At 68.1% G+C, this 18,841-nt stretch carries 21 protein-coding genes; 7 read left to right on the top strand and 14 right to left on the bottom strand.

Translation table 11 applies throughout. The features are described 5' to 3' along the window. Positions 1 to 248: 248 nt before the first annotated feature. On the top strand, positions 249 to 599 hold the full coding sequence (locus ACSP50_RS45275) for a PadR family transcriptional regulator (RefSeq protein ID WP_014693931.1): 351 nt from the start codon (positions 249 to 251) through the stop codon (positions 597 to 599). After that, positions 583 to 1,200, top strand: coding sequence for a hypothetical protein (locus ACSP50_RS42805; protein ID WP_014693930.1), 618 nt, complete (start codon positions 583 to 585; stop codon positions 1,198 to 1,200). The genes ACSP50_RS45275 and ACSP50_RS42805 overlap by 17 nt, the downstream gene beginning before the upstream one ends. Positions 1,201 to 1,265: 65 nt before the next feature. Here ACSP50_RS42805 and ACSP50_RS34380 read toward each other — a convergent pair whose 3' ends face one another. From ACSP50_RS34380 to ACSP50_RS42795, 5 genes are all read right to left on the bottom strand, one after another. Next, positions 1,266 to 1,790, bottom strand: a complete 525-nt coding sequence (locus ACSP50_RS34380) for a hypothetical protein (RefSeq protein WP_043512755.1) — start codon at positions 1,788 to 1,790, stop codon at positions 1,266 to 1,268. 575 nt (positions 1,791 to 2,365) lie between these two features. After that, positions 2,366 to 2,857, bottom strand: coding sequence for an RNA polymerase sigma factor (locus ACSP50_RS34375; RefSeq protein ID WP_014693928.1), 492 nt, complete (start codon positions 2,855 to 2,857; stop codon positions 2,366 to 2,368). Positions 2,858 to 3,719: 862 nt separating this feature from the next. After that, on the bottom strand, positions 3,720 to 5,759 hold the full coding sequence (locus ACSP50_RS44935; RefSeq protein WP_014693927.1) for a tetratricopeptide repeat protein: 2,040 nt from the start codon (positions 5,757 to 5,759) through the stop codon (positions 3,720 to 3,722). 38 nt (positions 5,760 to 5,797) lie between these two features. After that, positions 5,798 to 6,250, bottom strand: coding sequence for a hypothetical protein (locus tag ACSP50_RS43610; RefSeq protein ID WP_014693926.1), 453 nt, complete (start codon positions 6,248 to 6,250; stop codon positions 5,798 to 5,800). A gap of 318 nt (positions 6,251 to 6,568) precedes the next feature. Then, complete coding sequence (locus tag ACSP50_RS42795) at positions 6,569 to 7,357, bottom strand: hypothetical protein (RefSeq protein WP_014693925.1); 789 nt, start codon at positions 7,355 to 7,357, stop codon at positions 6,569 to 6,571. A gap of 912 nt (positions 7,358 to 8,269) precedes the next feature. Between ACSP50_RS42795 and ACSP50_RS34360 the strand changes: the two genes are divergently transcribed. After that, positions 8,270 to 8,473 carry a DUF397 domain-containing protein gene (locus tag ACSP50_RS34360; RefSeq protein WP_014693923.1) on the top strand — a complete coding sequence of 68 codons (204 nt, stop codon included), beginning with the start codon at positions 8,270 to 8,272 and terminating at the stop codon, positions 8,471 to 8,473. Between the two features lie 52 nt (positions 8,474 to 8,525). On the opposite strand, the gene ACSP50_RS34355 is transcribed toward ACSP50_RS34360, so the two are convergent. The 6 genes from ACSP50_RS34355 to ACSP50_RS34330 all read right to left on the bottom strand — a co-directional run bounded on the left by ACSP50_RS34355 (position 8,526) and on the right by ACSP50_RS34330 (position 14,368). Next, complete coding sequence (locus ACSP50_RS34355) at positions 8,526 to 9,302, bottom strand: L-type lectin-domain containing protein (RefSeq protein ID WP_014693922.1); 777 nt, start codon at positions 9,300 to 9,302, stop codon at positions 8,526 to 8,528. A 183-nt stretch (positions 9,303 to 9,485) separates the two neighbouring features. Beyond that, the gene (locus ACSP50_RS34350) at positions 9,486 to 10,238 is read right to left on the bottom strand and encodes a YafY family protein (RefSeq protein WP_043516146.1); all 753 of its coding nucleotides are present in this window, start codon (positions 10,236 to 10,238) and stop codon (positions 9,486 to 9,488) included. Between the two features lie 10 nt (positions 10,239 to 10,248). Further along, a complete protein-coding gene (locus ACSP50_RS34345) occupies positions 10,249 to 11,184 on the bottom strand; it encodes an alpha/beta hydrolase (RefSeq protein WP_014693920.1) in 936 nt (311 codons plus the stop codon). 281 nt (positions 11,185 to 11,465) lie between these two features. After that, on the bottom strand, positions 11,466 to 13,241 hold the full coding sequence (locus ACSP50_RS34340) for a tetratricopeptide repeat protein (RefSeq protein ID WP_172898811.1): 1,776 nt from the start codon (positions 13,239 to 13,241) through the stop codon (positions 11,466 to 11,468). A 215-nt stretch (positions 13,242 to 13,456) separates the two neighbouring features. After that, positions 13,457 to 13,858, bottom strand: a complete 402-nt coding sequence (locus ACSP50_RS34335; RefSeq protein ID WP_014693918.1) for a hypothetical protein — start codon at positions 13,856 to 13,858, stop codon at positions 13,457 to 13,459. 153 nt (positions 13,859 to 14,011) lie between these two features. Further along, a complete protein-coding gene (locus tag ACSP50_RS34330) occupies positions 14,012 to 14,368 on the bottom strand; it encodes a hypothetical protein (protein ID WP_014693917.1) in 357 nt (118 codons plus the stop codon). A 41-nt stretch (positions 14,369 to 14,409) separates the two neighbouring features. Between ACSP50_RS34330 and ACSP50_RS43605 the strand changes: the two genes are divergently transcribed. Next, positions 14,410 to 15,201 (top strand): hypothetical protein, encoded by a 792-nt coding sequence (locus ACSP50_RS43605; protein WP_014693916.1) that lies wholly within the window; start codon positions 14,410 to 14,412, stop codon positions 15,199 to 15,201. Further along, positions 15,198 to 15,623 (top strand): hypothetical protein, encoded by a 426-nt coding sequence (locus ACSP50_RS34320; RefSeq protein ID WP_085945608.1) that lies wholly within the window; start codon positions 15,198 to 15,200, stop codon positions 15,621 to 15,623. Before ACSP50_RS43605 ends, ACSP50_RS34320 begins: the two co-directional genes overlap by 4 nt. 17 nt (positions 15,624 to 15,640) lie before the next feature. Here the strand turns inward: ACSP50_RS34320 and ACSP50_RS42790 are convergent, their stop codons facing one another. Continuing rightward, positions 15,641 to 15,784: a hypothetical protein gene (locus ACSP50_RS42790; protein ID WP_014693915.1), complete on the bottom strand. Its 144-nt coding sequence runs from the start codon at positions 15,782 to 15,784 to the stop codon at positions 15,641 to 15,643. Between the two features lie 138 nt (positions 15,785 to 15,922). On the opposite strand from ACSP50_RS42790, the gene ACSP50_RS34315 reads away from it, so the two are divergent. Both ACSP50_RS34315 and ACSP50_RS34310 read left to right on the top strand, forming a co-directional pair. Further along, complete coding sequence (locus ACSP50_RS34315; protein WP_014693914.1) at positions 15,923 to 16,603, top strand: hypothetical protein; 681 nt, start codon at positions 15,923 to 15,925, stop codon at positions 16,601 to 16,603. 5 nt (positions 16,604 to 16,608) lie between these two features. Beyond that, entirely contained in the window at positions 16,609 to 16,911 is a 303-nt protein-coding gene (locus ACSP50_RS34310) for a hypothetical protein (RefSeq protein ID WP_155123713.1), read from the top strand. 21 nt (positions 16,912 to 16,932) lie between these two features. Here the strand turns inward: ACSP50_RS34310 and ACSP50_RS34305 are convergent, their stop codons facing one another. Both ACSP50_RS34305 and ACSP50_RS34300 read right to left on the bottom strand, forming a co-directional pair. Next, entirely contained in the window at positions 16,933 to 17,724 is a 792-nt protein-coding gene (locus tag ACSP50_RS34305) for a DUF4352 domain-containing protein (RefSeq protein ID WP_014693912.1), read from the bottom strand. Next, the gene (locus ACSP50_RS34300) at positions 17,721 to 18,803 is read right to left on the bottom strand and encodes an SPFH domain-containing protein (protein WP_014693911.1); all 1,083 of its coding nucleotides are present in this window, start codon (positions 18,801 to 18,803) and stop codon (positions 17,721 to 17,723) included. The genes ACSP50_RS34305 and ACSP50_RS34300 overlap by 4 nt, the downstream gene beginning before the upstream one ends. Between the last annotated feature and the right edge of the window lie 38 nt (positions 18,804 to 18,841).

Raw genomic sequence — 18,841 nt, 5'->3', positions numbered from 1 at the left:
CCACCGGACAGGCGTCAAGAAACGCCACAACGGACCCTATTCTGACGTGCTTTGGTGCTGATGGGGTATGCGGTGTTGGGGCATACCCCAAGTGGGCGTTCCTGCTGTGCCTGCTGCGCACCACCGGGCGGTGCTTCGACTGGGTTTCGCTGGCCTGGCCTGGCCTCGGACGCAAAGGGTGCTGTGTCGCCCAACTATCTAGGCAGTCTAGCTAGACTCCCTAGATAGTTTTGGGTACGGTGTTAGTTATGCCGGTCAATTCATTGCCCGCTGAGTGGCTGCGCGGGACGCTCAGCCTGTGTGTGCTCGGCCTCCTGTCGGAGGGGGACTCGTACGGGTATGCGATCACGGAACGACTGGAGGAGGCCGGGCTTGGTGTGATCAAGGGAGGCACTCTCTATCCCCTGCTGGCTCGACTTGAGTCGCAACAGCTGGTGGAGCCGGTCTGGAGGAGTGGTCAGGGGCCGGACCGTAAGTATCTGCATCTCACCGACGCTGGACGTTCGGAACTTACCGACCTTCGATCACGGTGGAAGCGGTTCGCGTCCACCGTTGACTCGCTGGCTCACGGCAGGACGAAGGATGATCATGGTGGCTAACACGACTGATTCAGCATGGATCAATGACTTCAAGCTCCAGCTCGCCAGCCAGAAGATGCCGTCAGCCGCCATCAGTAGGGCGGTCGAGGATGTCGATTCGCACTGTGTCGACAGCGGACAAAGTCCCCGTGAGGCGTTCGGTGAGCCGAGGGAGTACGCGGCGGTCCTGGCCAGTGAGATGAGCCCTGCACCCCCGGATCGGGGATACGCCCGTCGCCGGGTGGCGTCGCTGCTGCCACTCACGCTGGGGCTCGCAGCGGGGGTTTCCTGGGCGTTCACGGATGAGTCCACGTCATCGATCAGCCTGGGACAGATCCTGTTCGTGGTCGTCATTGTTCCCGCCTGGGTTTTCGTGACGGCGCCATTGGCACCAGCTCGTTCCCGTGACGCACGGACTCCGGAACGTCGTGCGTTTGACGAACGGGGATGGCGGGGCCTGTGGGCCTCTTTGGGGCTGGCCGCAGCAGGTGTCGCGCTGTGGATCACGCTTGACCAGACGGTGTTCCATCTGCCGACGTGGGTAGTCGGCGTGGTAGCCGCAGTCCTGCTCGTATGCGGCTTGGTCGCCGGCCGGTTTGCCTCAGTCAAGCCGGGACAATGAGGTAGTGCGCCCTGCCGAGGCTGCACACCAGCCTCGGCAGGACGCACTCGGTTCCGCTTACTTGATCAGCACACGTATTCCTTGATCAGGTTGCCGATCGCGGCGACGGAGATCCCGCCCGCGATGACGGCCTGCCACGAGCTAACCCGCATGGTGATGCCGGCGATGGCGACCATCGCGCTTTCCGACAGCCCGGTGATCATGAAGGCGATGAAGGCGACGCCGACGGCTGCGAGGGCGGCGACCGCAGCCGCGATCTTGGCCTTGCACCACACGCTGGTGCCGCCCGCCATCGGCCCGACGACCGACCCGGTCCTGGCCGCCGACTTGCTGATTGCCGACTTGCCGTCGAGAACGATGTCCCGGTCGCTCACCGAGATGGTGTGCTTCGAGCCGTCTGCGGCAGTGAACGAAGCGGAGCCCGTGGACTCCAGGGATTTGAAGGTCTCGTCGTAGACCTTCTGCGCCGCCGCATTCGTGCTGGCGTACGTGTCGGCCTTGACCGCGCTGGCCGAGCTGCTGCCAAGCACCCCGGTGGACGCTGAGGCTCCGGTGGAGAAGGTCAGAACCATCGCTGCGGCGGTCACCATGCCGGTGAGGACTTTCAGGCCTTGACGAAACACTTAGACTCCACTTAATAGATTATCTTCGATGTCTAACAATGCATTGCACCGCAGCAGAGCGCCGATAACGGCGCTGTAGTGGTGCGGATTCTGTGGCTTACTCTTCTTGGTGGGTAAGCCACGCCCGGAGCGCAGTTTTCTAAGCGCGGAAGAGGGGGACGGCGTGTACGTCAATATCCGTCTTAGGGATTAGGCTTGAACCGCGCCTGCGGATCCGGGATTCGGGCCTCGGGAATTGGTGGTGCTGTGCCGAGGGCTGCCCCTGCTGAAGGGGCCGTTAATTTCTTGAGCCGTGAATCAATCACTCACATGACGGGGAAGTAGCCGCTCCGGCTGGACGTCGATTCGTTCCAATGCGTAGCGGCGACTTGATCACATCGTTCCTCCCCTCTTCCGAGGTGCCTCGACCAACGCGTTGGTGGTCTCTCGCCAGAATGAACGCGGTCGATGCCCAGATTTACTGCATCGGTCTCAGGAAATTTTTTCCCGGCCCCCTCTCGCACGTCTTGGCCGTGGTGTCCCGACGCCTTGACCAGCAACGCTCAGCTCAGTACCTGGCGCAACCTCTTCAGCGCTCGTACGGTCTGGCTGGTCACTGTGCCGGGTGTGCACCCGAGAGCTCGAGCGGTCTGTTCCACGCTGAGGTCACGGAAGAAGCGCATGGAGAGGACCGTCCGTTGACGCTCACCGAGCTGGCTCATCGCAGCTGCCAGCACGGTTCGGTCCTCCACCGCGTCCTGGGCGGCAGGTTGATAGCCGGCCTCGATGATCACTGAGGTTAAGAGCTCGTGACGCCAGCGCGAGCGCCGGCGCTCGGTCAGAAGACTGGTCACCACCACCTGCCGGGCGTATGCCCTCAGGCCGCCTTGCTTGCACAGCCGAGGCCAAAGACGATAGATCTTCCATAGGGCCGTCTGGACGAGGTCGTCAGCTTCGTGCCAATCCCCGCACATACCGTAGGCCTCGTGGCGCAACCACTGCCGGACCGCTTCTGCAAATGCTTCGAAGCAGGCGTCGTCGGCCTCAACCGCCATCCCCCGTTCCCCCGTTTCCCCGTGCTAGCGTCGTTCGGTCATATGGCATGCCGCTGGGAACGACGTCGTGCTACCGAAGATGAACCGATGCCGGACAATCAAGATCCACATCAGCGCGCAAAACTGTCTTCACCCTCCGTTCATCACTGCGTGACAATTGCTAACGGTTAAGAGGAAGTTCCATACCTCAATGTCTATGTTGCGAACTTTTTCATGCATAGCACGACCTGGCAAGGCCGATATAAGCCCGGCAGCGGCAAACCGATCTGATGGCGCCACTGCCGCCATCAGAACCGGCTCCAGTCACCTGATTTGCAACCCTGAGGACTTCCGATCTGCGATCCTCCGGGGTCATCGAAGAAAGCCAGATGACGCCTCGCGATGGGCAGGACGGGGGTAGGCGGCGCCGTTCGCGGCGTCCCTGTTCAGCCCGCGCCGGTCAGTGTTCTTACCGCTGCCTGCCGAAGAAGGCACTTCGCGCAGCTGGCCGCGGTGAGCGCGGCTTGCTGGCGGGCCCTGCTCGCGGCCGTAGCCGACGAGCACGCCGGCGAGGGGCCAGGACTCCCGGCCGCCTGTCCGCCCGCGCCGCCGCCGTCGCGCTGACTCTGCTTTCGGTCCAGCGGACCGGGCCAGAGCGTCGCTTAACCTCCCACGCCGCAGTGGTCAGCCACTGCGTCAACTGCTTTACGTCGACCACCGAGCACTTGTGGAAGCCCGGCTAGCAGAACCTCGCCGGCCGGCAGCGGATTCTCGGCAACGACCATCTTCGACACCCTGGCCCCGTAGCACCTCGAAATGGCTCGCCGCACCAGGAATGTCTAAATGGGGTGTACCCCAAATCACATACCCCGCCGCGACCGGGCTACGTCGTGCTCTTCCACGCGCGTAGCGCTTCACCCATGGCCACTGTTTCCGGGTGCTGCTCGCCGAGCACCCGCACCGTATCGACGAGCACCTGCTCCTGCAGGGCGATGGCGTCGGCGGTATGCCCCGCCTGCCGATACGAGGCGGCGAGGTTGCCCCGGGCGATCAGGGTGTCCGGGTGCTGCTCGCCGAGCACCCGCACCGTATCGACGAGCACCTGCTCCTCCAGGCCGATGGCGTCGGCGGTACGCCCCGCCTGCCGATACGAGGCGGCAAGGTTGCCCCGGGCGATCAGGGTGTCCGGGTGCTGCTCGCCGAGCACCCGCACCGTATCGACGAGCACCTGCTCCTCCAGGCCGATGGCGTCGGCGGTATGCCCCGCCTGCCGATACGAGGCGGCGAGGTTGCCCCGGGCGCGCAGGGTGCCCGGGTGCTGCTCGCCGAGCACCCGCACCGTATCGACGAGCACCTGCTCCTCCAGGGCGATGGCGTCGGCGGTACGCCCCGCCAGCCGATACGAGGCGGCGAGGCTGGCCCGGGCCGTGAGGGTGTCCGGGTGATCGTCGCCGAGCAGTCGGGTGGCTTGGTCGGTCATGTGCTGCCAGTAGGCGACGGCGGTGGTGTGCAGGCCGGCGTTGAGCAGACTGATTCCGGCCCGGTACAGCAGTGTGGGCCCGTCGGGGTGCCAGAGCAGGTCACCGGCGTGCTCGGCCAAGGTGGTGGTGTTGCTGCGTAAGGCGGTGATCAGGTCGGTGGTGCCGTGGTCGATGTCGGGCCATACCGCGCGCAGGGCGTCCGCGGCCGCCTGGGCGACGGGGCTGGGGTCGGTGAGGGTTTCACGGGTGGCGCGGGCGGTCTGGGCGTGGATGCGCACGCTGCGGGCGGTGTCGGCGCTGGTGTGGGCGATCAGCCCGTAGCGGTCCAGCAGCCGTAGCACCTGCCGGGCCTGCTCGGCGGTGACCGGGACGCCGGCACCGGTGCTGCGGTGCGAGGCCAGGTAGTCGGTGACCGCAGTGGTCGTCCACAGGGTGTCGGGGTGCCCGGCCGGGTCGAGCAGGGCAGCCAACCCGAGGGCGGGGCGGGCCAACCCGACGGGTTCGCGCTGGTCGGCGGCGTCTACACCGAGCAGCAGGGTCACGGCCACGGGGATGCCGTAGTCGTCGCTGTCAGCCTCGGCCGGCATCAGCTTCGCCAGCGGCGCGGCGCTGGTGTAGCGGTCGAGGTAGGCGGCGCAGCTTTCCTCTTGGTCGATCATGTAGGCGGCGGCGTGGGACAGAGCCAGGGGCAGATGGCCCAGGGCCATCCCGAGCTGGTGGGCCGTCGACTCGTCGAACAGGTGCAGGCACCCGCCGTCGGTCAGCCGCTGGGCCAGGTAGGCGACGGACTCGGTCGGGCTGTACACGTCGACGTCGATGCGGTGCCGGCCCCCACCGGTCAAGACGGCGTCTCGGCGGCGGGTCGTGGCCAGCGTCCACCCGGTACGCCCGTGCGGCGGCCACCATCCCCTCACCTGTGCCGGGTCGGTGATGTCGTCCAGCACCACCAGCCAGGCCCGGTCGGTGGTCCTCAGCCAGGACAGGAACGCTTTCGCGTCCGTGGCCGGGTCGGTCCCATCAGCGCCGGGCGCCGCGACTTTGGTCGCGGCGGCGGCGTAGGTGGTGACGATCTGGTCGGTGCTGGCGGCGTTGACCCACACCACCACATCCGTACGTTCCGCGATGGCTTGCCGGGCGAACCAGGCCGCGAGCTGCGACTTACCGACCCCGCCACCTCCGGCCAGCACCTGCGTCCCCCGACCTAACGCCTGTTGCTGGTCGGGTTGGGTGAGCACGACGTCGCGGCCGGCCCGGTGCGCCGCCTCCACCCGCTGACGCAGCCCCGGACGGGGTTGGAACGCTGACGCCTGCACGGGCAGTGAAGAAACCTCGATGATCGGCCACACCGGGTCCGGTCGCGACGGCGCAGGCCGCAGGTCGATGTAGATACCGGTATTGGCGATGCCGCCCCGGTCGGCACAGGCGTCCCCCGAGCCGACCACCCGACCTCCGCCGAGACCTTCACCGCCCGCAGCGGTGGTCACGGCCGCGGCGAGCGGTACACGCCGGTGTTGGCCACCGAGCCGTGCCCCTCCGCGCGCGCCTCCCCCGACCGGGTCACCTGCGCCGCCCGGTCACCGGCCGCGCCGGCGATACCGGTGCTGGCGTGCCCTCCGGCGGTCGCGGTGGCAGCACCGCTGTCGGTGACCCGGTCCGCGTCCACCACCGCTTCCAGCAACGCCGCGGCCGCCGCGAGGATCTGCTCATCGTCGACCGCGCCCGAGACAGTCAACTCCTGCCCCAGCCGCGCCTGCCACACCTGCGGATCCGTCTCGTCCGCGTCCAACGCCGCGCGTGCCTCACCCCGCACCCACGGCTTCAACATCGCCTTGAACCCGGCATACGCGTCCCGCACCACCGCCGACGCGGTGTCCTTCACCCCCGCGCTCGCTCCAGCGGCCAACGCACCCACGATCAGCTCAAGGTTCGACACCAGCGCCTCCCTATTCACGGCTGAAGCAAACCCCGATTGTCACCATCGACACCAGTTGATCACAGCGCGAAACGCGTGTCCCGCGGACATCAACGCCGCTTCACCCAGACGAGACTCCTGCGCGCACCCGCAGCGGCGAGGCACAGTCCCGGTGCACCTATCTCACCCTCGTGGCGCCCTGGTCAGGTGGTGGTCGGAGGGCGTCGCAAGGTTGCGTACGCCGCCACGGTGATCGCCATGGGGGTACCGATGGCGGGGTATACCGCAGATTGACAATCGACGTCCGTTCTAAGCGCTTATACGCGAGAAGTTCTAGGTTTATGTCGCAAACATGAGGTTCTGATCTGCCAGACCGTGTTGCAATCGCTTGGGCGTGTTTGCGCCTCCTGTCGTTGATGAGAGGAAGGTTCTATGAAGAAGGCTCTTGGTCGTCTGGCCGCAACTGCGGGGGCATTGGCCCTCACCCTTGCTGCCCCAGCGTCGCCAGCGCGTGCCGATAATCCTCGTGGGCAGGCCGGTTACGGCACCCAAGGCGCGGGTCAGACCGGTGGCAACGCTCAGGGCGCGGGTCAGACCGGTGGCAACGCTCAGACTGCGGGTCAGACCGCGGGTCAGTCTGCGGGTCAGACCGGCAACGCTCAGGGCGCGGGTCAGACCGGTGGCAACGCTCAGGGCGCGGGTCAGACCGGTGGCAACGCTCAGGGCGCGGGTCAGACCGGTGGCAACGCTCAGGGCGCGGGTCAGACCGGTGGCAACGCTCAGGCTGCGGGGCAGACCGGCAACGCTCAGGGCGCGGGTCAGACCGATGGCAACGCTCAGACTGCGGGTCAGACCGCGGGTCAGACCGCGGGTCAGTCTGCGGGTCAGACCGGCAACGCTCAGGGCGCGGGTCAGACCGGTGGCAACGCTCAGGGCGCGGGTCAGACCGATGGCAACGCTCAGACTGCGGGTCAGACCGCGGGTCAGACCGCGGGTCAGTCTGCGGGTCAGACCGGCAACGCTCAGGGCGCGGGTCAGACCGGTGGCAACGCTCAGGGCGCGGGTCAGACCGGTGGCAACGCTCAGGGCGCGGGTCAGACCGGTGGCAACGCTCAGGCTGCGGGGCAAGACGCGGGGCAGGGTGGTGGCCCTACCGCACCAAGCGGGATGTAACTAACTCTCAGTGATTGAACGCGTAGCCGGCCATGGCCTTCGGTCAGGACCGGCTACGCGTGTATTGGAAGCAGTGTGATGCCGTCAGCACCAAATTTGGCTTTCACCTGCGGGCCTCGTCCACCTGAAAGACCAGCTCTGCAATGCCGACCCGAGTGTTCACCACCCGGCTGTGTTCCACCAGCGATAGTCCGGCGTACTGTGCGCCGGGGACGGTGTTGACTGCCGCTTCCACGATCGCCTGCAGGGTTTCGTCGAGACTGTCCTCGTCCTGTAGGACCCTGGCCAGGTCGCTGAGCTTGACGGCGAGGTCATCGTTGATCCTCGCGGATGACTCGTTGCAGGCTGTGTGACGAGACGATCCGGAAGCTCCTTCCGCACCTCGACGCGGTGAGTATCGGGAGGATTGAGCAGACAGACGATGCGCTGTGGATGTCGGCCAGCGTGCGGGCTCGGACGGTGATTTGTTGGCCCTGCGGCACGGCGTCGGACCGTGTGCACGGGCAGTGCTCAACCGCAGGCTGCGCGAGGTCGCCACCGCCCAAAGGCCGGCTGGGGCTCGGACTCACGTCTTATGCGCGGGCGGCCTGAGGCTTCTGGGGTGCGACTTCGGTGATCCGCCGATGGGGCAACTCGGTCGGCGCAGACTGGCCATGTGGGTAAGCATGGGGGAGCCGCCGGCGGTAGCGCCAGGACGACGACCACGACCGTCGGCAAGAAGTCAATGATGTCGAACTCGGCCGTATCGCAGGGCGAGCCCGCGGCGGCCCGGAACCGGCAGCTAGCCGATCGGCAACAACCGCTTCGCGCCGCGAGTCCCGCGCATAGCAGCACATGCCGGTAACCCTCCTGACGAAAGGACAGGACATGAACGTCGGCAAAAATGTCACATGGTTCACGTCGAGCCGCAGTGGTGCCGCCGGGCACTGTGTCGAGACCGCGTTCCTGGAGAACAACCAGGTGGCTGTCCGTGACAGCAAGAACAGGGCCGGCCCGACGCTGATCTTCACCGGTCCCGAATGGGAGGCGTTCGTGGCCGGCGCGAAGGCCGGTGAATTCGACCTGCCGTAGGCCGACCGGTCGTACCGCTGGTGCGCCAGCGGCAGCATCAGCGGTCGCTCGGTCAGGACTTGGTGCCTTGCACCGACCAGGAGTAGATGTCCTGCTTTGACAGCGCCGTGCCGGTGCTGCCGGTGAAGCCGAGCCACGCTGCGTCGACGCCGGTCTCGGCGGTCAAGTCGATCGACTCGTCGAGGACGAGTTCCTCGGTCGTGCCGGCGCGTAAGGACTTCACGTACGCCTTCAGCTCGTGTGCGTCCGCGTTGTAGGTGATCCGCGCGTTGAACGGCCGCCCGTAGAGGGGAATTGACGGGTCGGCGGCCGCCATGTGGTGCTCGGGGTCGCCGTTGAGCACGACCGCGAGGTGGTTGCTGCTCGGGTCGGAGGTGTTTTGGAAGGTGTCGAACTCGACCGCGACGCTCTTCTTGATGCCCCGGTAACCCAGGCCGCCGCCCCAGCCGCCGAGGGCATGCGGACCGACTCCCTGGATGAGGAACGCGATGCCGTCGGCGCCTGGCCGTCCGTGGTGCAGGTAGACCCTGAAAGCCGTCTCGAAGGAGCTCGTGAGATCGAACTTCGGCAGGGCCCACGCCGAGCCGGTCTGCTCGTACCCACCGGCGGTGAGCCGGAGGATGCGCTGGTGCCGGCGACCGGCCACCAGAATGTCGGCAGTTCCGTTTCGGTCGAGCATGCGCGACGAGCCGTTGAAGTTCGGGAAGTCGACCGGGGTGTCGGCGCCGGCGGCGAACGCGCCGGTCGGTGTGGTGATCGCCGCGAGTGTGAGTGCGACGGAGCCTGCCAGCCCGGCCCGGATGAGGCGTGAAAAATGTGAACGGGACACGGTTCTGTCTGCCTCTCGATGTCATGCCAGCGGGAACGTGACTCAACGTAGGTCACTATCCGTGCGCGCGTGAGCGGATCTGACTATTGCTCCGAAGAGCCCGCACGCCCGCCGAAGGCGGCGACCTGATGGCCCGGCTGCAGAGCTGCCGATGGGGTGACTAAATGTCAGTGGATGCGCCGGCTATGTGGCAGTGCGCTCTGAAGCCGGTGGGGCTGGCGCGGTAGCGCAGGCTAGCGGGGTTAGAGCGTCCGGCAGCGTTGCACTGGCCGCTGCGGAGTCGAGCAGCATAGCCAGGTCACGAGGTGGTGCCGGCTCGCCGGTCGGTGCCGCCGCCAGGATCCGGTCGAGCCGGAACCCGCGCGCCGCGCGCCGGGTGCGGCACCACCCGATGAGATACCAGCGGCCCTGGGAGGTGAGCAGCCCGGCTGGTTCGATCTCCCGTTCGCTGTCACGTCCGGCGCTGTCGACGTAGCACAGCCGAAGCACGGCGTGACCGGTGATGGCCTGCTCTACCGCGCCGCGAACCGCCGGGCCGGGCCGGGGCGGCAGCGCTACGACCCGGGCGGCCAGGTTCCGGGCCACGTCCGAGGCGGGGCCGGACAACGAGGCGGCGATCTTCTGCAGAGCCGAGCGGACGGACCCTGAGTACGGGACGGTGCTGCCCACGGCGGCGAGCGCGAGGACCAGGGCGGATGCCTCGTCAGGGGTGAACCGGATCGGGGGCAGGGTCATCGCCGGGTCGATCACCCAGCCACCGCGCCGTCCCGGCACCGCACGGACCGGGACTCCGGTCTCCAGCAAGGTCTGTAGGTCACGCTGCACCGAGCGTCGGCTGACCTCGAAGCGGGCGGCGAGCGCCGCGACCGTCACCGGGCGCGGCGCCGCAGCGCGCAACTCCTCCACCAACGCATAGAGCCTACCGGTACGGTTCACGGCGCCGACGCTACCCGCGCGCATTGCGCAGGAAATCCTGGCCGCGGCGTTCCTCCCGGTCAGTGACGGTCAACGGGAACAGGGTGAACCCGTGCATGGCGCCGGCGACCACGTTCAGTTGTACGGGTGCCCCGGCGGCGGTCCACCGCGTCGCGAGGAACAGCGAGTCGTCCAGCCAGGGATCCATCGTGCCGACCACGATGCGCGCTGGTGGCAGGCCGGTCAGGTCCGCGTACAACGGCGAGATCTGCGGATCACGGCGCTGTACCGGGTCAAGCCCGGGGGTGACGCGTTCGTACGTAGCCCGCGCTGACGGGGTGTTGGCCAGCAGGCGACGGGAGCCGAACAACCGCTGGCTCGGCGTCATGGACAGGTCGTACGGCCCGAACAGCAAATGCGCCGCCTGGAAGGCGCCGATGACGCCATGTCGGTCGCGTAGGCGTAACAGGGTCAGCACACTCAAGTGGGCACCGGCCGACTCACCGCCGATAAGTAGCCGTCCGGCACCGAACTCCGCCTCGCTGTTTTTCACCAGCCACCGGGCGACCGTTTCGCAGTCGTCGGCCCCGGCCGGCAGTGGGTGCTCGGGCGCTAGGCGGTACTCGACACTGACCACGGCCAGCCGCGCTTGTTGGGCGAGCCGCCACAGCCGCTCGTCCTGCCCATCCGCCGAACCGAACGTCCAACCACCGCCGTGGATATGCAGGTACACGCCATCGACGTGGTCCGGGACGAATACCCGCACCGGCACGTCCTCGACCACCCGGTCTCGTCCCTGCGGCAGCCGCACCGGTGGCGCATCGCCGGCCAGCCGGTTGCGTCGCAGGGTGGCCAACGTCGCTGCGTCCAGCGACGCTTCGCGGGAAGGCCGGCTCGCGGCGGCTGCCTCAAACTGTGCGTTGAACGCCTCGGTTTCGGCGAGGCAGTCTTGGTCGACAAGGTTCATCGGGGAACCATCCCACCGGTATGCGACAGCGCCCTGTCACCGTTTTGGTATGGGCTGCCTCACAACGGACGACGTGCGGGCGGCAACGCGGTAGCTCTGTACGGATTTCAGCGTCCGTTGCGAACCGCCACCTCGATACCAAGATCTTCCAGCCCGATCCTCGGCGTGAACCGGCAGCCGCCGACCGGCCCCGCGGAGCTGCCTGCCTGCGGCAGCCCAGGAGATCACCGCGCTGCTGCAGGGAGGCCTGTGGTGTTGAGGTGTACCCCAAGCCGACACACTCAGCGACGCGCCTGCCCCCGCCAGTAGGCGAGGTTGTGGCGGGTGGTCAGGGTGTCGGGGTGGTCGGGGCCGAGTACCCGCAGATAGTCGTCGAGCAGTTGCTCGGAGGCGGTGGCGGCGCCGGCCGGGTCTCCGGCCTGGCCCCGCCAGTAGGCGAGGTTGTGGCGGGTGGTCAGGGTGTCGGGGTGGTCGGGGCCGAGTACCCGCAGATAGTCGTCGAGCAGTTGCTCGAAGGCGGTGGCGGCGCCGGCCGGGTCCCCGGCTTCGCCGCGCCATCGGGCGAGGTTGCTGCGGGTGGTCAGGGTGTGTGGGTGGTCGGGGCCGAGTACCCGCAGCCGGTCGGCGAGCAGCTGCTCGAAGGCGGTGGCGGCGCCGGCCGGGTCTCCGGCCTGGCCCCGCCAGTAGGCGAGGTTGTGGCGGGTGGTCAGGGTGTCGGGGTGGTCGGGGCCGAGTACCCGCAGCCGGTCGGCGAGCAGCTGTTCGTAGGCGGTGGCGGCGCTGGTCGGGTCCCCGGCGTGGCCCCGCCAGCGGGCGAGTTGGCTGCGGGTGGTCAGGGTGTGGGGGTGGTCGGGGCCGAGTACCCGCAGACAGGTGTCGAACAGTCGCTGGTAGGCGGTGATCGCGGCGTTGACCTGGCCGGTTTCTCCGAGACGGGTAGGGGCGTGGAACAACAGCGTATGCCCGTCTGGGGTGAGCAGGGTGTCGCCGGTGGTGGTGTGCAGGGCGGTGGTGTTGGCGTACAGGGTTTGGGTGTAGGCGGGATCGCGGTCGATGTCGGGCCATACCGTGAGCAGTGAGTCCGCGGCGACGGCGGCAAGTTCGGGTAGCCGGTCGTCGGGGATGGTGTCGCGGACGGCGCGTTGGACCAGGGCGTGTACCCGCACCATGCCGGTGCTGGTGTCGGCGGTGAGCAGGCTGAGCCGGTGCAGCGCCTGCAAACCGTCCCGTAACTGCTCTGCGTCGACCGGCCGGCCGACCCGGCTGTTGACGTAGCCGGCGACCTTGTCGGTGTCGAACACGGTGGCGGGGATGCCGTTGGGGTCGAGCAGGGCGGCCAGTTCGATCAACGGCCGGGCCACCCCGGCCGGCTTCAACGCGTCGGCCAACTCGATCGACAACGCCCAGGTCGCCGCGACGGTGGCCTGGTGGTCGTCGGGCAGCGCCCCATCGTCAGGTAGCAGGTCGGCCAGCCGGCGGCGTCGGTCGGCCAGCCGGGTGCGGTAGCCCGTGCACGACAGGTTCCGGTCCAGCAGATACGCCGCGGCCTGCGCCAACCCCAACGGCAGAAACCCCAGATCGCAGGCCAGTTCACGCGCCCCATCGAGCAGGTGCGGCTGGCCGGCCAGTTTGTGCGTCAGGTAGGTGTCGGCCTCGACGGGGGTGAACAGGCCCAGTGCGATGACGTGCCGGCCGGCCAGCAGGGCGGTGTCGCGGCGGCGGGTCGTGACGACCGTGCGTCCCACCGGCGGGACCGGTGGCCATAGGCCGCGTAGGTCGCCGGGGTCGGCCAGGTCGTCCAGCACGATCAGCCATCGCCGGTCGGTGGCGGCGAGCCAGGCCAGCAGCCGGGCCGCGCCCTGCTCCGGATCCGGGTCCTCGACCCCGCTGATCTCCGCGGCCGTCCGCGAGTATGCGGAGATGATGTTGCTGCGGGAGGTGGCGGTCACCCAGACCAACAGGTCCACCAGGTGTTCGTCCCAGTAGCGGTGGGCCAGTTCGGCGGCCAGCTGCGTTTTACCGACCCCGCCCAGGCCGGTGACGACCTGGCACACCACGGTGTGACCGGGCCCGGCGGTGTGCAGGGTCGTGTCCTCCCCACGCGGCTGACGGCAGTCCGCTCGGGGCGGCACTACCCCGACTCGGTGGGGCCAGGAAATGGGAACGCGGCCGTTGACGTGCACGGAACCGTAGATGGCTCCGGCAGTCACGCCGTGGTTGTTGCCGGTGTGGACAGGGGGCGGGCCGGTGAGGGCGCCGGGGACGGGTGGCCTTACGCCGTCGCCGGCGGGACTGGGGGGACCGGCGGCGTGTGGTTGACCGTCACTGGTGCGGTGATCGTGCCGCCGACCACGCCCGAGTTGGTTCCGACATTGATGTTGTACGTTGCGGCCCGCGCCGGGTCGGCTGCGGCCAGCAACCTTTGCGCGGCGGCAAGGACCTGCTCATCCTCGACGGCGCCGGAGGCCTGCAACTCCTTGGCCAGGCGCCCCTGCAGCGCGGTCTCGTCGGTCTCGTCGGCGTCCAGGGCGGCGCGTGCGTCACCGCGCACCCACGGCCGCAACATCGTCTTCAACCCGGCGTACGCGTCCTTGACCGCGGCTGATGCGGTGTCTTTCACACCAGCGCCCGCCCCGGCCGCCAACGCCGCCACAATTACCTCAAGATTCGACATCCGCACCCTCCTTAGACCGCATTGCCAAGTCCACAGTGTTACCTAGCGCAGCGAAACGATCACCACACAGCTCGTGTGTCAGAAAGACGCCGGCGCCTGCCAAGCCGTCGGCCGGCCTGCCGGGGAAGGCCGTAGCGCGCTGCCGCTTGCCTGCTACCAGGGGCGCGCGCCGCGCGGCAGCCGTATGGTCGGGCCGGCGCCGCTGATGTCTACCAGCCCGATGTCGGCGGGGATCGCGATCCGGGTGCGGCCGCGCCAGCGAACCCAGAGCGCCACTGCGCCCGCGTCGGCTTCGGCCACGAGTTTGCGCAGCGACCACACCTTGCCGGTCCGGTCGATCTCGATCGCGACCGGCGGCAGGTTGCCCGGGCGCTGGCACATCATGTCCAGGCGGGCCTGGTACGGGCCATTGCGGGTCTGCCGGGCGATCCTGGCGGGCACTTCACGCGCAACGTGCCAGCCCTGCCCGTCGGCCCAGGCCGCAACGTGCTCGGTTACGAGCGCGGTCACCTCTGGGAAGGTGCGGCCTTTCAACCCTGACGTTCGCCACAGTGACCGGCAAGCGCACAGGAGACGGCTTCGCCAGCATCGCCGCGATCGTCGACCTCATCAACCACATGACCCGATGGCGGCACATCAGCGGCCTCGAACTCATCCCACCAGGCAAGGTCACCCCACACATGTTCCGGCGCACCATGGCCATGCTGACCCGTGACACCCCAGGAGCCGAGATCGCCGTCGGCATGCAACTCAAGCATGTCGCCACCCGAGCCCTGGCGAACCGCATCACCAGCAGCTACATGGACAACGACCCCTCCTGGGCACGTCAGCTCGACAAATCGATCACGGAACGCCGTTTCGAGCGTCTGACCGAACTCTTCGACGCCGACACCGACGGTCACACCATCGGTTTCGGCCCTGGCGCCGACCGCATGCGCGAAACGTTCGCCGCCGTCCGCGCCCAAGCCGAGCAGCTACGCGCCACAAACCAAGCCCGCCGCGGCGACATCCGCGTCGAACGCGACCTGCTGCGCCGCACCCGGATTTCGATCCGGTTCGGCAAACTCAACCACTGCACCATGAACGACAACGATCCCGCCGGGGCAAAGTGCCTGGAAGACGCCATCGTGCCGGACGGCCACCTGGGCCCGCTGCTCGACCGCGGCCAGCCCAGCCGCTGCGCGAACAGCATCATCGCCCCCGCACACATCCCGATCTGGAGCGCCGAGCAGTCGTCTCTGCACCACCTGCTGGACACCGACAAACTGGCCCCCAGCCACCGGCGCCGTATCGAGGCCGAACTCAAGGAAGTAGACCGCGTCCTCGATCGGCACCACCCATGAGCGTCGGCGTGTCGCCCGCCACCCGGCAACGACTTCGTGCGGCGATGCAACGGCTGTTCGACAGCCGACCACAGCACACCGACGGCACGCTGACCAAGAACAACCTCTGGCGTGAAGCCCAAGTCAGCCGGGCCACGATGAACCGCGCCGCTGACATCCTTGCCGAATGGGACGCCCGCCCCGGTGACAGCCCTACCGGCCTGGCCGTTCGCCGTCGCGATGAACAACTAGAGCAACTACGCGAACGTCTGCGCGCCAGCACCCTTGAGCGCCGCACGCTGCAAGCGCAGCTTGACGCCGCCGCCACGGTGATCGCTGCGCTGCACACCGAGAACACCGCGCTACGCCGCCAAGCCACCGACCCCAGCTCTCACCTTGTCCCGTTCCGACGACGCCCTGGCCGGGAAGGACCTGCGCAGTAACGTGCGGGCCGGGGCGGCTACTCGGGCATTTGCGCGGCCGAGACGTCCCGGTCGTCCAGCACACCCCGGTACACCGGGTGCCGTAGCTGGGCGCGGCTGGTCCAGGACCGGTAGGCGATGCGGGCGACCACCTGCGGGTCGACCCAAGTCGCCTCGGTCATGGCCATGGCCTCGGCGGCGATCTGGCCGGCTCGGGCGACGGTCCGGGCGAGGTCAAGGCGATCAACCGGGCCGACCTGCTGACCAGGTATCTGAACGACTACCGGTTCTTCCTCCAGAAGATCGGCCGGTCGCCGGACATGATCGACATCGAGCCTGACTTCTGGGGCTATGTCCGGTCCCTCGGCAATCCGCACCGGGTGGCCGCGCAGGTGACCGCGGCGAATCCGAAGGATTGCGGTGCCCAGGAGAACAGTGCCGCGGGCCTGGCTCGTTGCCTGATCGCGATGGCGCGCAGGTACGCGCCGAAGACCACCGTGGGCATGCACCTGTCCTGCTGGGACTGGCAGACCGACAGTGCGGGGTGCGCCCGGGACTATCGGGACCTCGGCGCATCGAAGGCCGACTTCCTGGTCGGCGACGTGTCGGACCGGGATGCGGGCTGGTACGCGCTGCCGCAGCACGGCGGCTCCAACGGCTTCTGGACCGACGCGAAGGCCGCCGCGGCCCTGCGGTTCTACAAGTCGATGACCGAGGCGGTGGGCCGGCCGCTCGCGCTGTGGCAGGTCCCGGTGGGCAACATGGCGCAGAACAACACCCTCAACCATTATCGGGATGACAAGGTGGACTGGTTCTTCGCCCACATGGACCAGGTGGCGGCCGCGCACGTCGTCGCCCTGCTGTTCGGTGCGGGTCAGCAGGAGCAGACCTCTCTCCTGTCCCGAGGCCCTCCGCCGGCAAGCCCGGACACCCCGAGCCCCTGCGCGCCAGCGCCGGAATCGACCCGCAGAGCATCGACAACTGGTCGCAGGGCGACGTGACGCTGGTGACCGGGGAAACCGCGACCGCACTGGAGTTGACCGTCCGCGTCGTCACCACGCCGTACCTGTCCAGCTCCGGATTCTGGAGCACGATACCGGCCGACCACCTGACCACGACGGTCGAGCAACAGCCCGGCGCGCTGGTCTACCGGTTCACGCTGAAGCCGGGAACGAGTCTCGGCGCCGGCTCGTACACCTTCGCCGTGCAGTACCACCACGCTGTCGGCGGCCGGGATCCCGGCCGGGACACCTACCGGGCGACGGCCACCGTCGGCGGCAGGCCGGTCGCGGTGAGCGGGGGCTTCTGAGGCCGTTCCCCACGCCGGCGGTCACTTGTCGATCTTCACCTTGACGATGGTGTCGGACAGGATGCCGTCGGACAGCCGCAGGTAGGCGAATTTCGAGTCGGTGGGCACGTCGTAGACGAGGAAGCTGTCGACGGTCTTCCCCGGATCGATCGGCTTGCTGAGGTCGTCGGTGTTCTTGTTCAGGTACCACTCGGCGCTGGTGTTCCGGCTGAACACGCGCTCGGTGGGGCTGGAGGCCTCCAGGTCGAACGTGGGATAGGTGTCGGTCCTGGCGCCGACGTTCTTCGCCGAGAAGGCGATGACGCAGAACTTTCCCTCGGCCTTGATGACGTCGCTCTCGTCCCACGAGGTCGCCGGGTCGTCGGCCGTCCTGGTCATCGACTGTTTCGTGCAGTCGACGCTGCGGACCGTCGCCTCGAATCCCTTGACCTGTGCGGTGGCTCCGATCGCCACCTCCTGCACCTTCTTCTCGGGAGGCTGATACGAGTAGTCCGCGGCGGAGTGCGAGAAGCTGGAGAAGATCGGGACCATGACGATCAGCAGGAACACCAGCATTCCGCCGCCGGCGATCCAGGCGATCTTCTTCTGCCGGCGGACCAGGTCCGGCGTGAGGAGCGGCCGGGTGCTGACGGTGATGCGCGGCATGCCGGTGGCACCCGCGCCGAAGGGCCAGCCGGTCTGCGCGCCCGGCAGGGGCGACTCCCGCCGGCAGTACGGGCATCGCATCACCCCGGCGTCGTGGGCGACCTCCATCGCCGCGCCGCAGGACGGGCAGGTGGAGGACGTGTCGGCGGTCTGCCCCGGGGCGGTCATCGCGGCATCGGGGGCGGCGTGGTGGCGAACAGGGCGGCGAGCTCCGGCTGGTCGCCGGCCGGCGACCACTGGGCCATCCCGGCCCGCCACACCAGCGTCTCCCGGGTGATCGCACCGGTGCCCACCTGCACCCCGAGGGTGCCGAGCTCGAAGGGACCCTGCTGGCTGCCATGCAGAGCCACGTACCACGGCGTGCTCACCGGCAGCGGTGGTGGTTGCACCGGCATGGCGGGCGGCGCGGCGGCCCCGCCCACCCGCTGGCCGAAGAGCATCCCGACGCCCATTCCGGTGCCCAGCCCGGCGGCGCCGGGGTTGCGGGCGGCGTCCTCGATCGCGTTGGCGGTCTGGAACGTCGTGTATCGCTGCAGGTCGCCGATGATGCCCATCTGGGTACGCCGGTCCAGGGCCTGCTCCACCTCGGGCGGCACCGAGATGTTCCGGACGATCACCGCCGGGATCCGCAGTCCCATCGGGGCGACCTGCCCGGCGAGCGCCTCGGTGAGTTGCGCGCCGATCGCCTCCTGCTGGGCCGCCATGTCGAGCAGGGACACGTTCGCGGCGGCGAGAGCGGACGTCAACCGGCTCACGATCATCTGCTGGAGATACCCGGCGACCTCTTCGGTGCGGAACTCCGGATCGGTGCCCACCAGTTCGGTGAGCAACAGCCGCGGGTCGGTGATGCGCAGCGCGTACGCACCGTGGGCCCGCAGCCGCACCATGCCGAATTCGGGGTCCCGGACGATCACCGGGTTCTGGGTGCCCCACTTCAGGTCGGTGAACTGCCGGGTGTTGACGAAGTACACCTCGGCCTTGAACGGCGACTCGAATCCGTACCGCCAACCCTTGAGGGTGGACAGCACGGGGAGGTTCTGGGTGGTGAGAGTGTGCGTGCCGGGGCCGAAGGCGTCCGCGATGGTGCCCTCGTTCACCAGGACCGCCACCTGCGATTCGCGGACCACGAGGCGGGCATTCATCTTGATCTCGTTGTGGTACCGCGGGAATCGCCAGACGATCGTGTCGCGGCTGTCGTCCAGCCACTCGACGATGTCGATAAATTCGCCGCGTATCTTGTCTGCCATCGACATTCCGGACCTACCCGACATCTTTCAGGCGGCCG

It is taken from the genome of Actinoplanes sp. SE50/110 (genome assembly GCF_900119315.1).
In the GTDB taxonomy this organism is placed as follows: domain Bacteria; phylum Actinomycetota; class Actinomycetes; order Mycobacteriales; family Micromonosporaceae; genus Actinoplanes.
The sequence above is the reverse complement of the archived record's forward strand: the minus strand, read 5'-3'. Positions and strand labels throughout refer to the sequence as shown.

Bases quoted from the DNA above. Each gene is read 5' to 3' on its own strand.
- ACSP50_RS45275 (WP_014693931.1), top strand. From the start codon at position 249: ATGCCGGTCAATTCATTGCCCGCTGAGTGGCTGCGCGGGACGCTCAGC.
- ACSP50_RS42805 (WP_014693930.1), top strand. From the start codon at position 583: ATGATCATGGTGGCTAACACGACTGATTCAGCATGGATCAATGACTTC.
- ACSP50_RS34380 (WP_043512755.1), bottom strand. From the start codon at position 1,790: ATGGTGACCGCCGCAGCGATGGTTCTGACCTTCTCCACCGGAGCCTCA.
- ACSP50_RS34375 (WP_014693928.1), bottom strand. From the start codon at position 2,857: ATGGCGGTTGAGGCCGACGACGCCTGCTTCGAAGCATTTGCAGAAGCG.
- ACSP50_RS34360 (WP_014693923.1), top strand. From the start codon at position 8,270: ATGAACGTCGGCAAAAATGTCACATGGTTCACGTCGAGCCGCAGTGGT.
- ACSP50_RS34345 (WP_014693920.1), bottom strand. From the start codon at position 11,184: ATGAACCTTGTCGACCAAGACTGCCTCGCCGAAACCGAGGCGTTCAAC.
- ACSP50_RS34335 (WP_014693918.1), bottom strand. From the start codon at position 13,858: ATGTCGAATCTTGAGGTAATTGTGGCGGCGTTGGCGGCCGGGGCGGGC.
- ACSP50_RS34320 (WP_085945608.1), top strand. From the start codon at position 15,198: ATGAGCGTCGGCGTGTCGCCCGCCACCCGGCAACGACTTCGTGCGGCG.
- ACSP50_RS42790 (WP_014693915.1), bottom strand. From the start codon at position 15,784: ATGACCGAGGCGACTTGGGTCGACCCGCAGGTGGTCGCCCGCATCGCC.
- ACSP50_RS34315 (WP_014693914.1), top strand. From the start codon at position 15,923: ATGATCGACATCGAGCCTGACTTCTGGGGCTATGTCCGGTCCCTCGGC.
- ACSP50_RS34305 (WP_014693912.1), bottom strand. From the start codon at position 17,724: ATGACCGCCCCGGGGCAGACCGCCGACACGTCCTCCACCTGCCCGTCC.
- ACSP50_RS34300 (WP_014693911.1), bottom strand. From the start codon at position 18,803: ATGGCAGACAAGATACGCGGCGAATTTATCGACATCGTCGAGTGGCTG.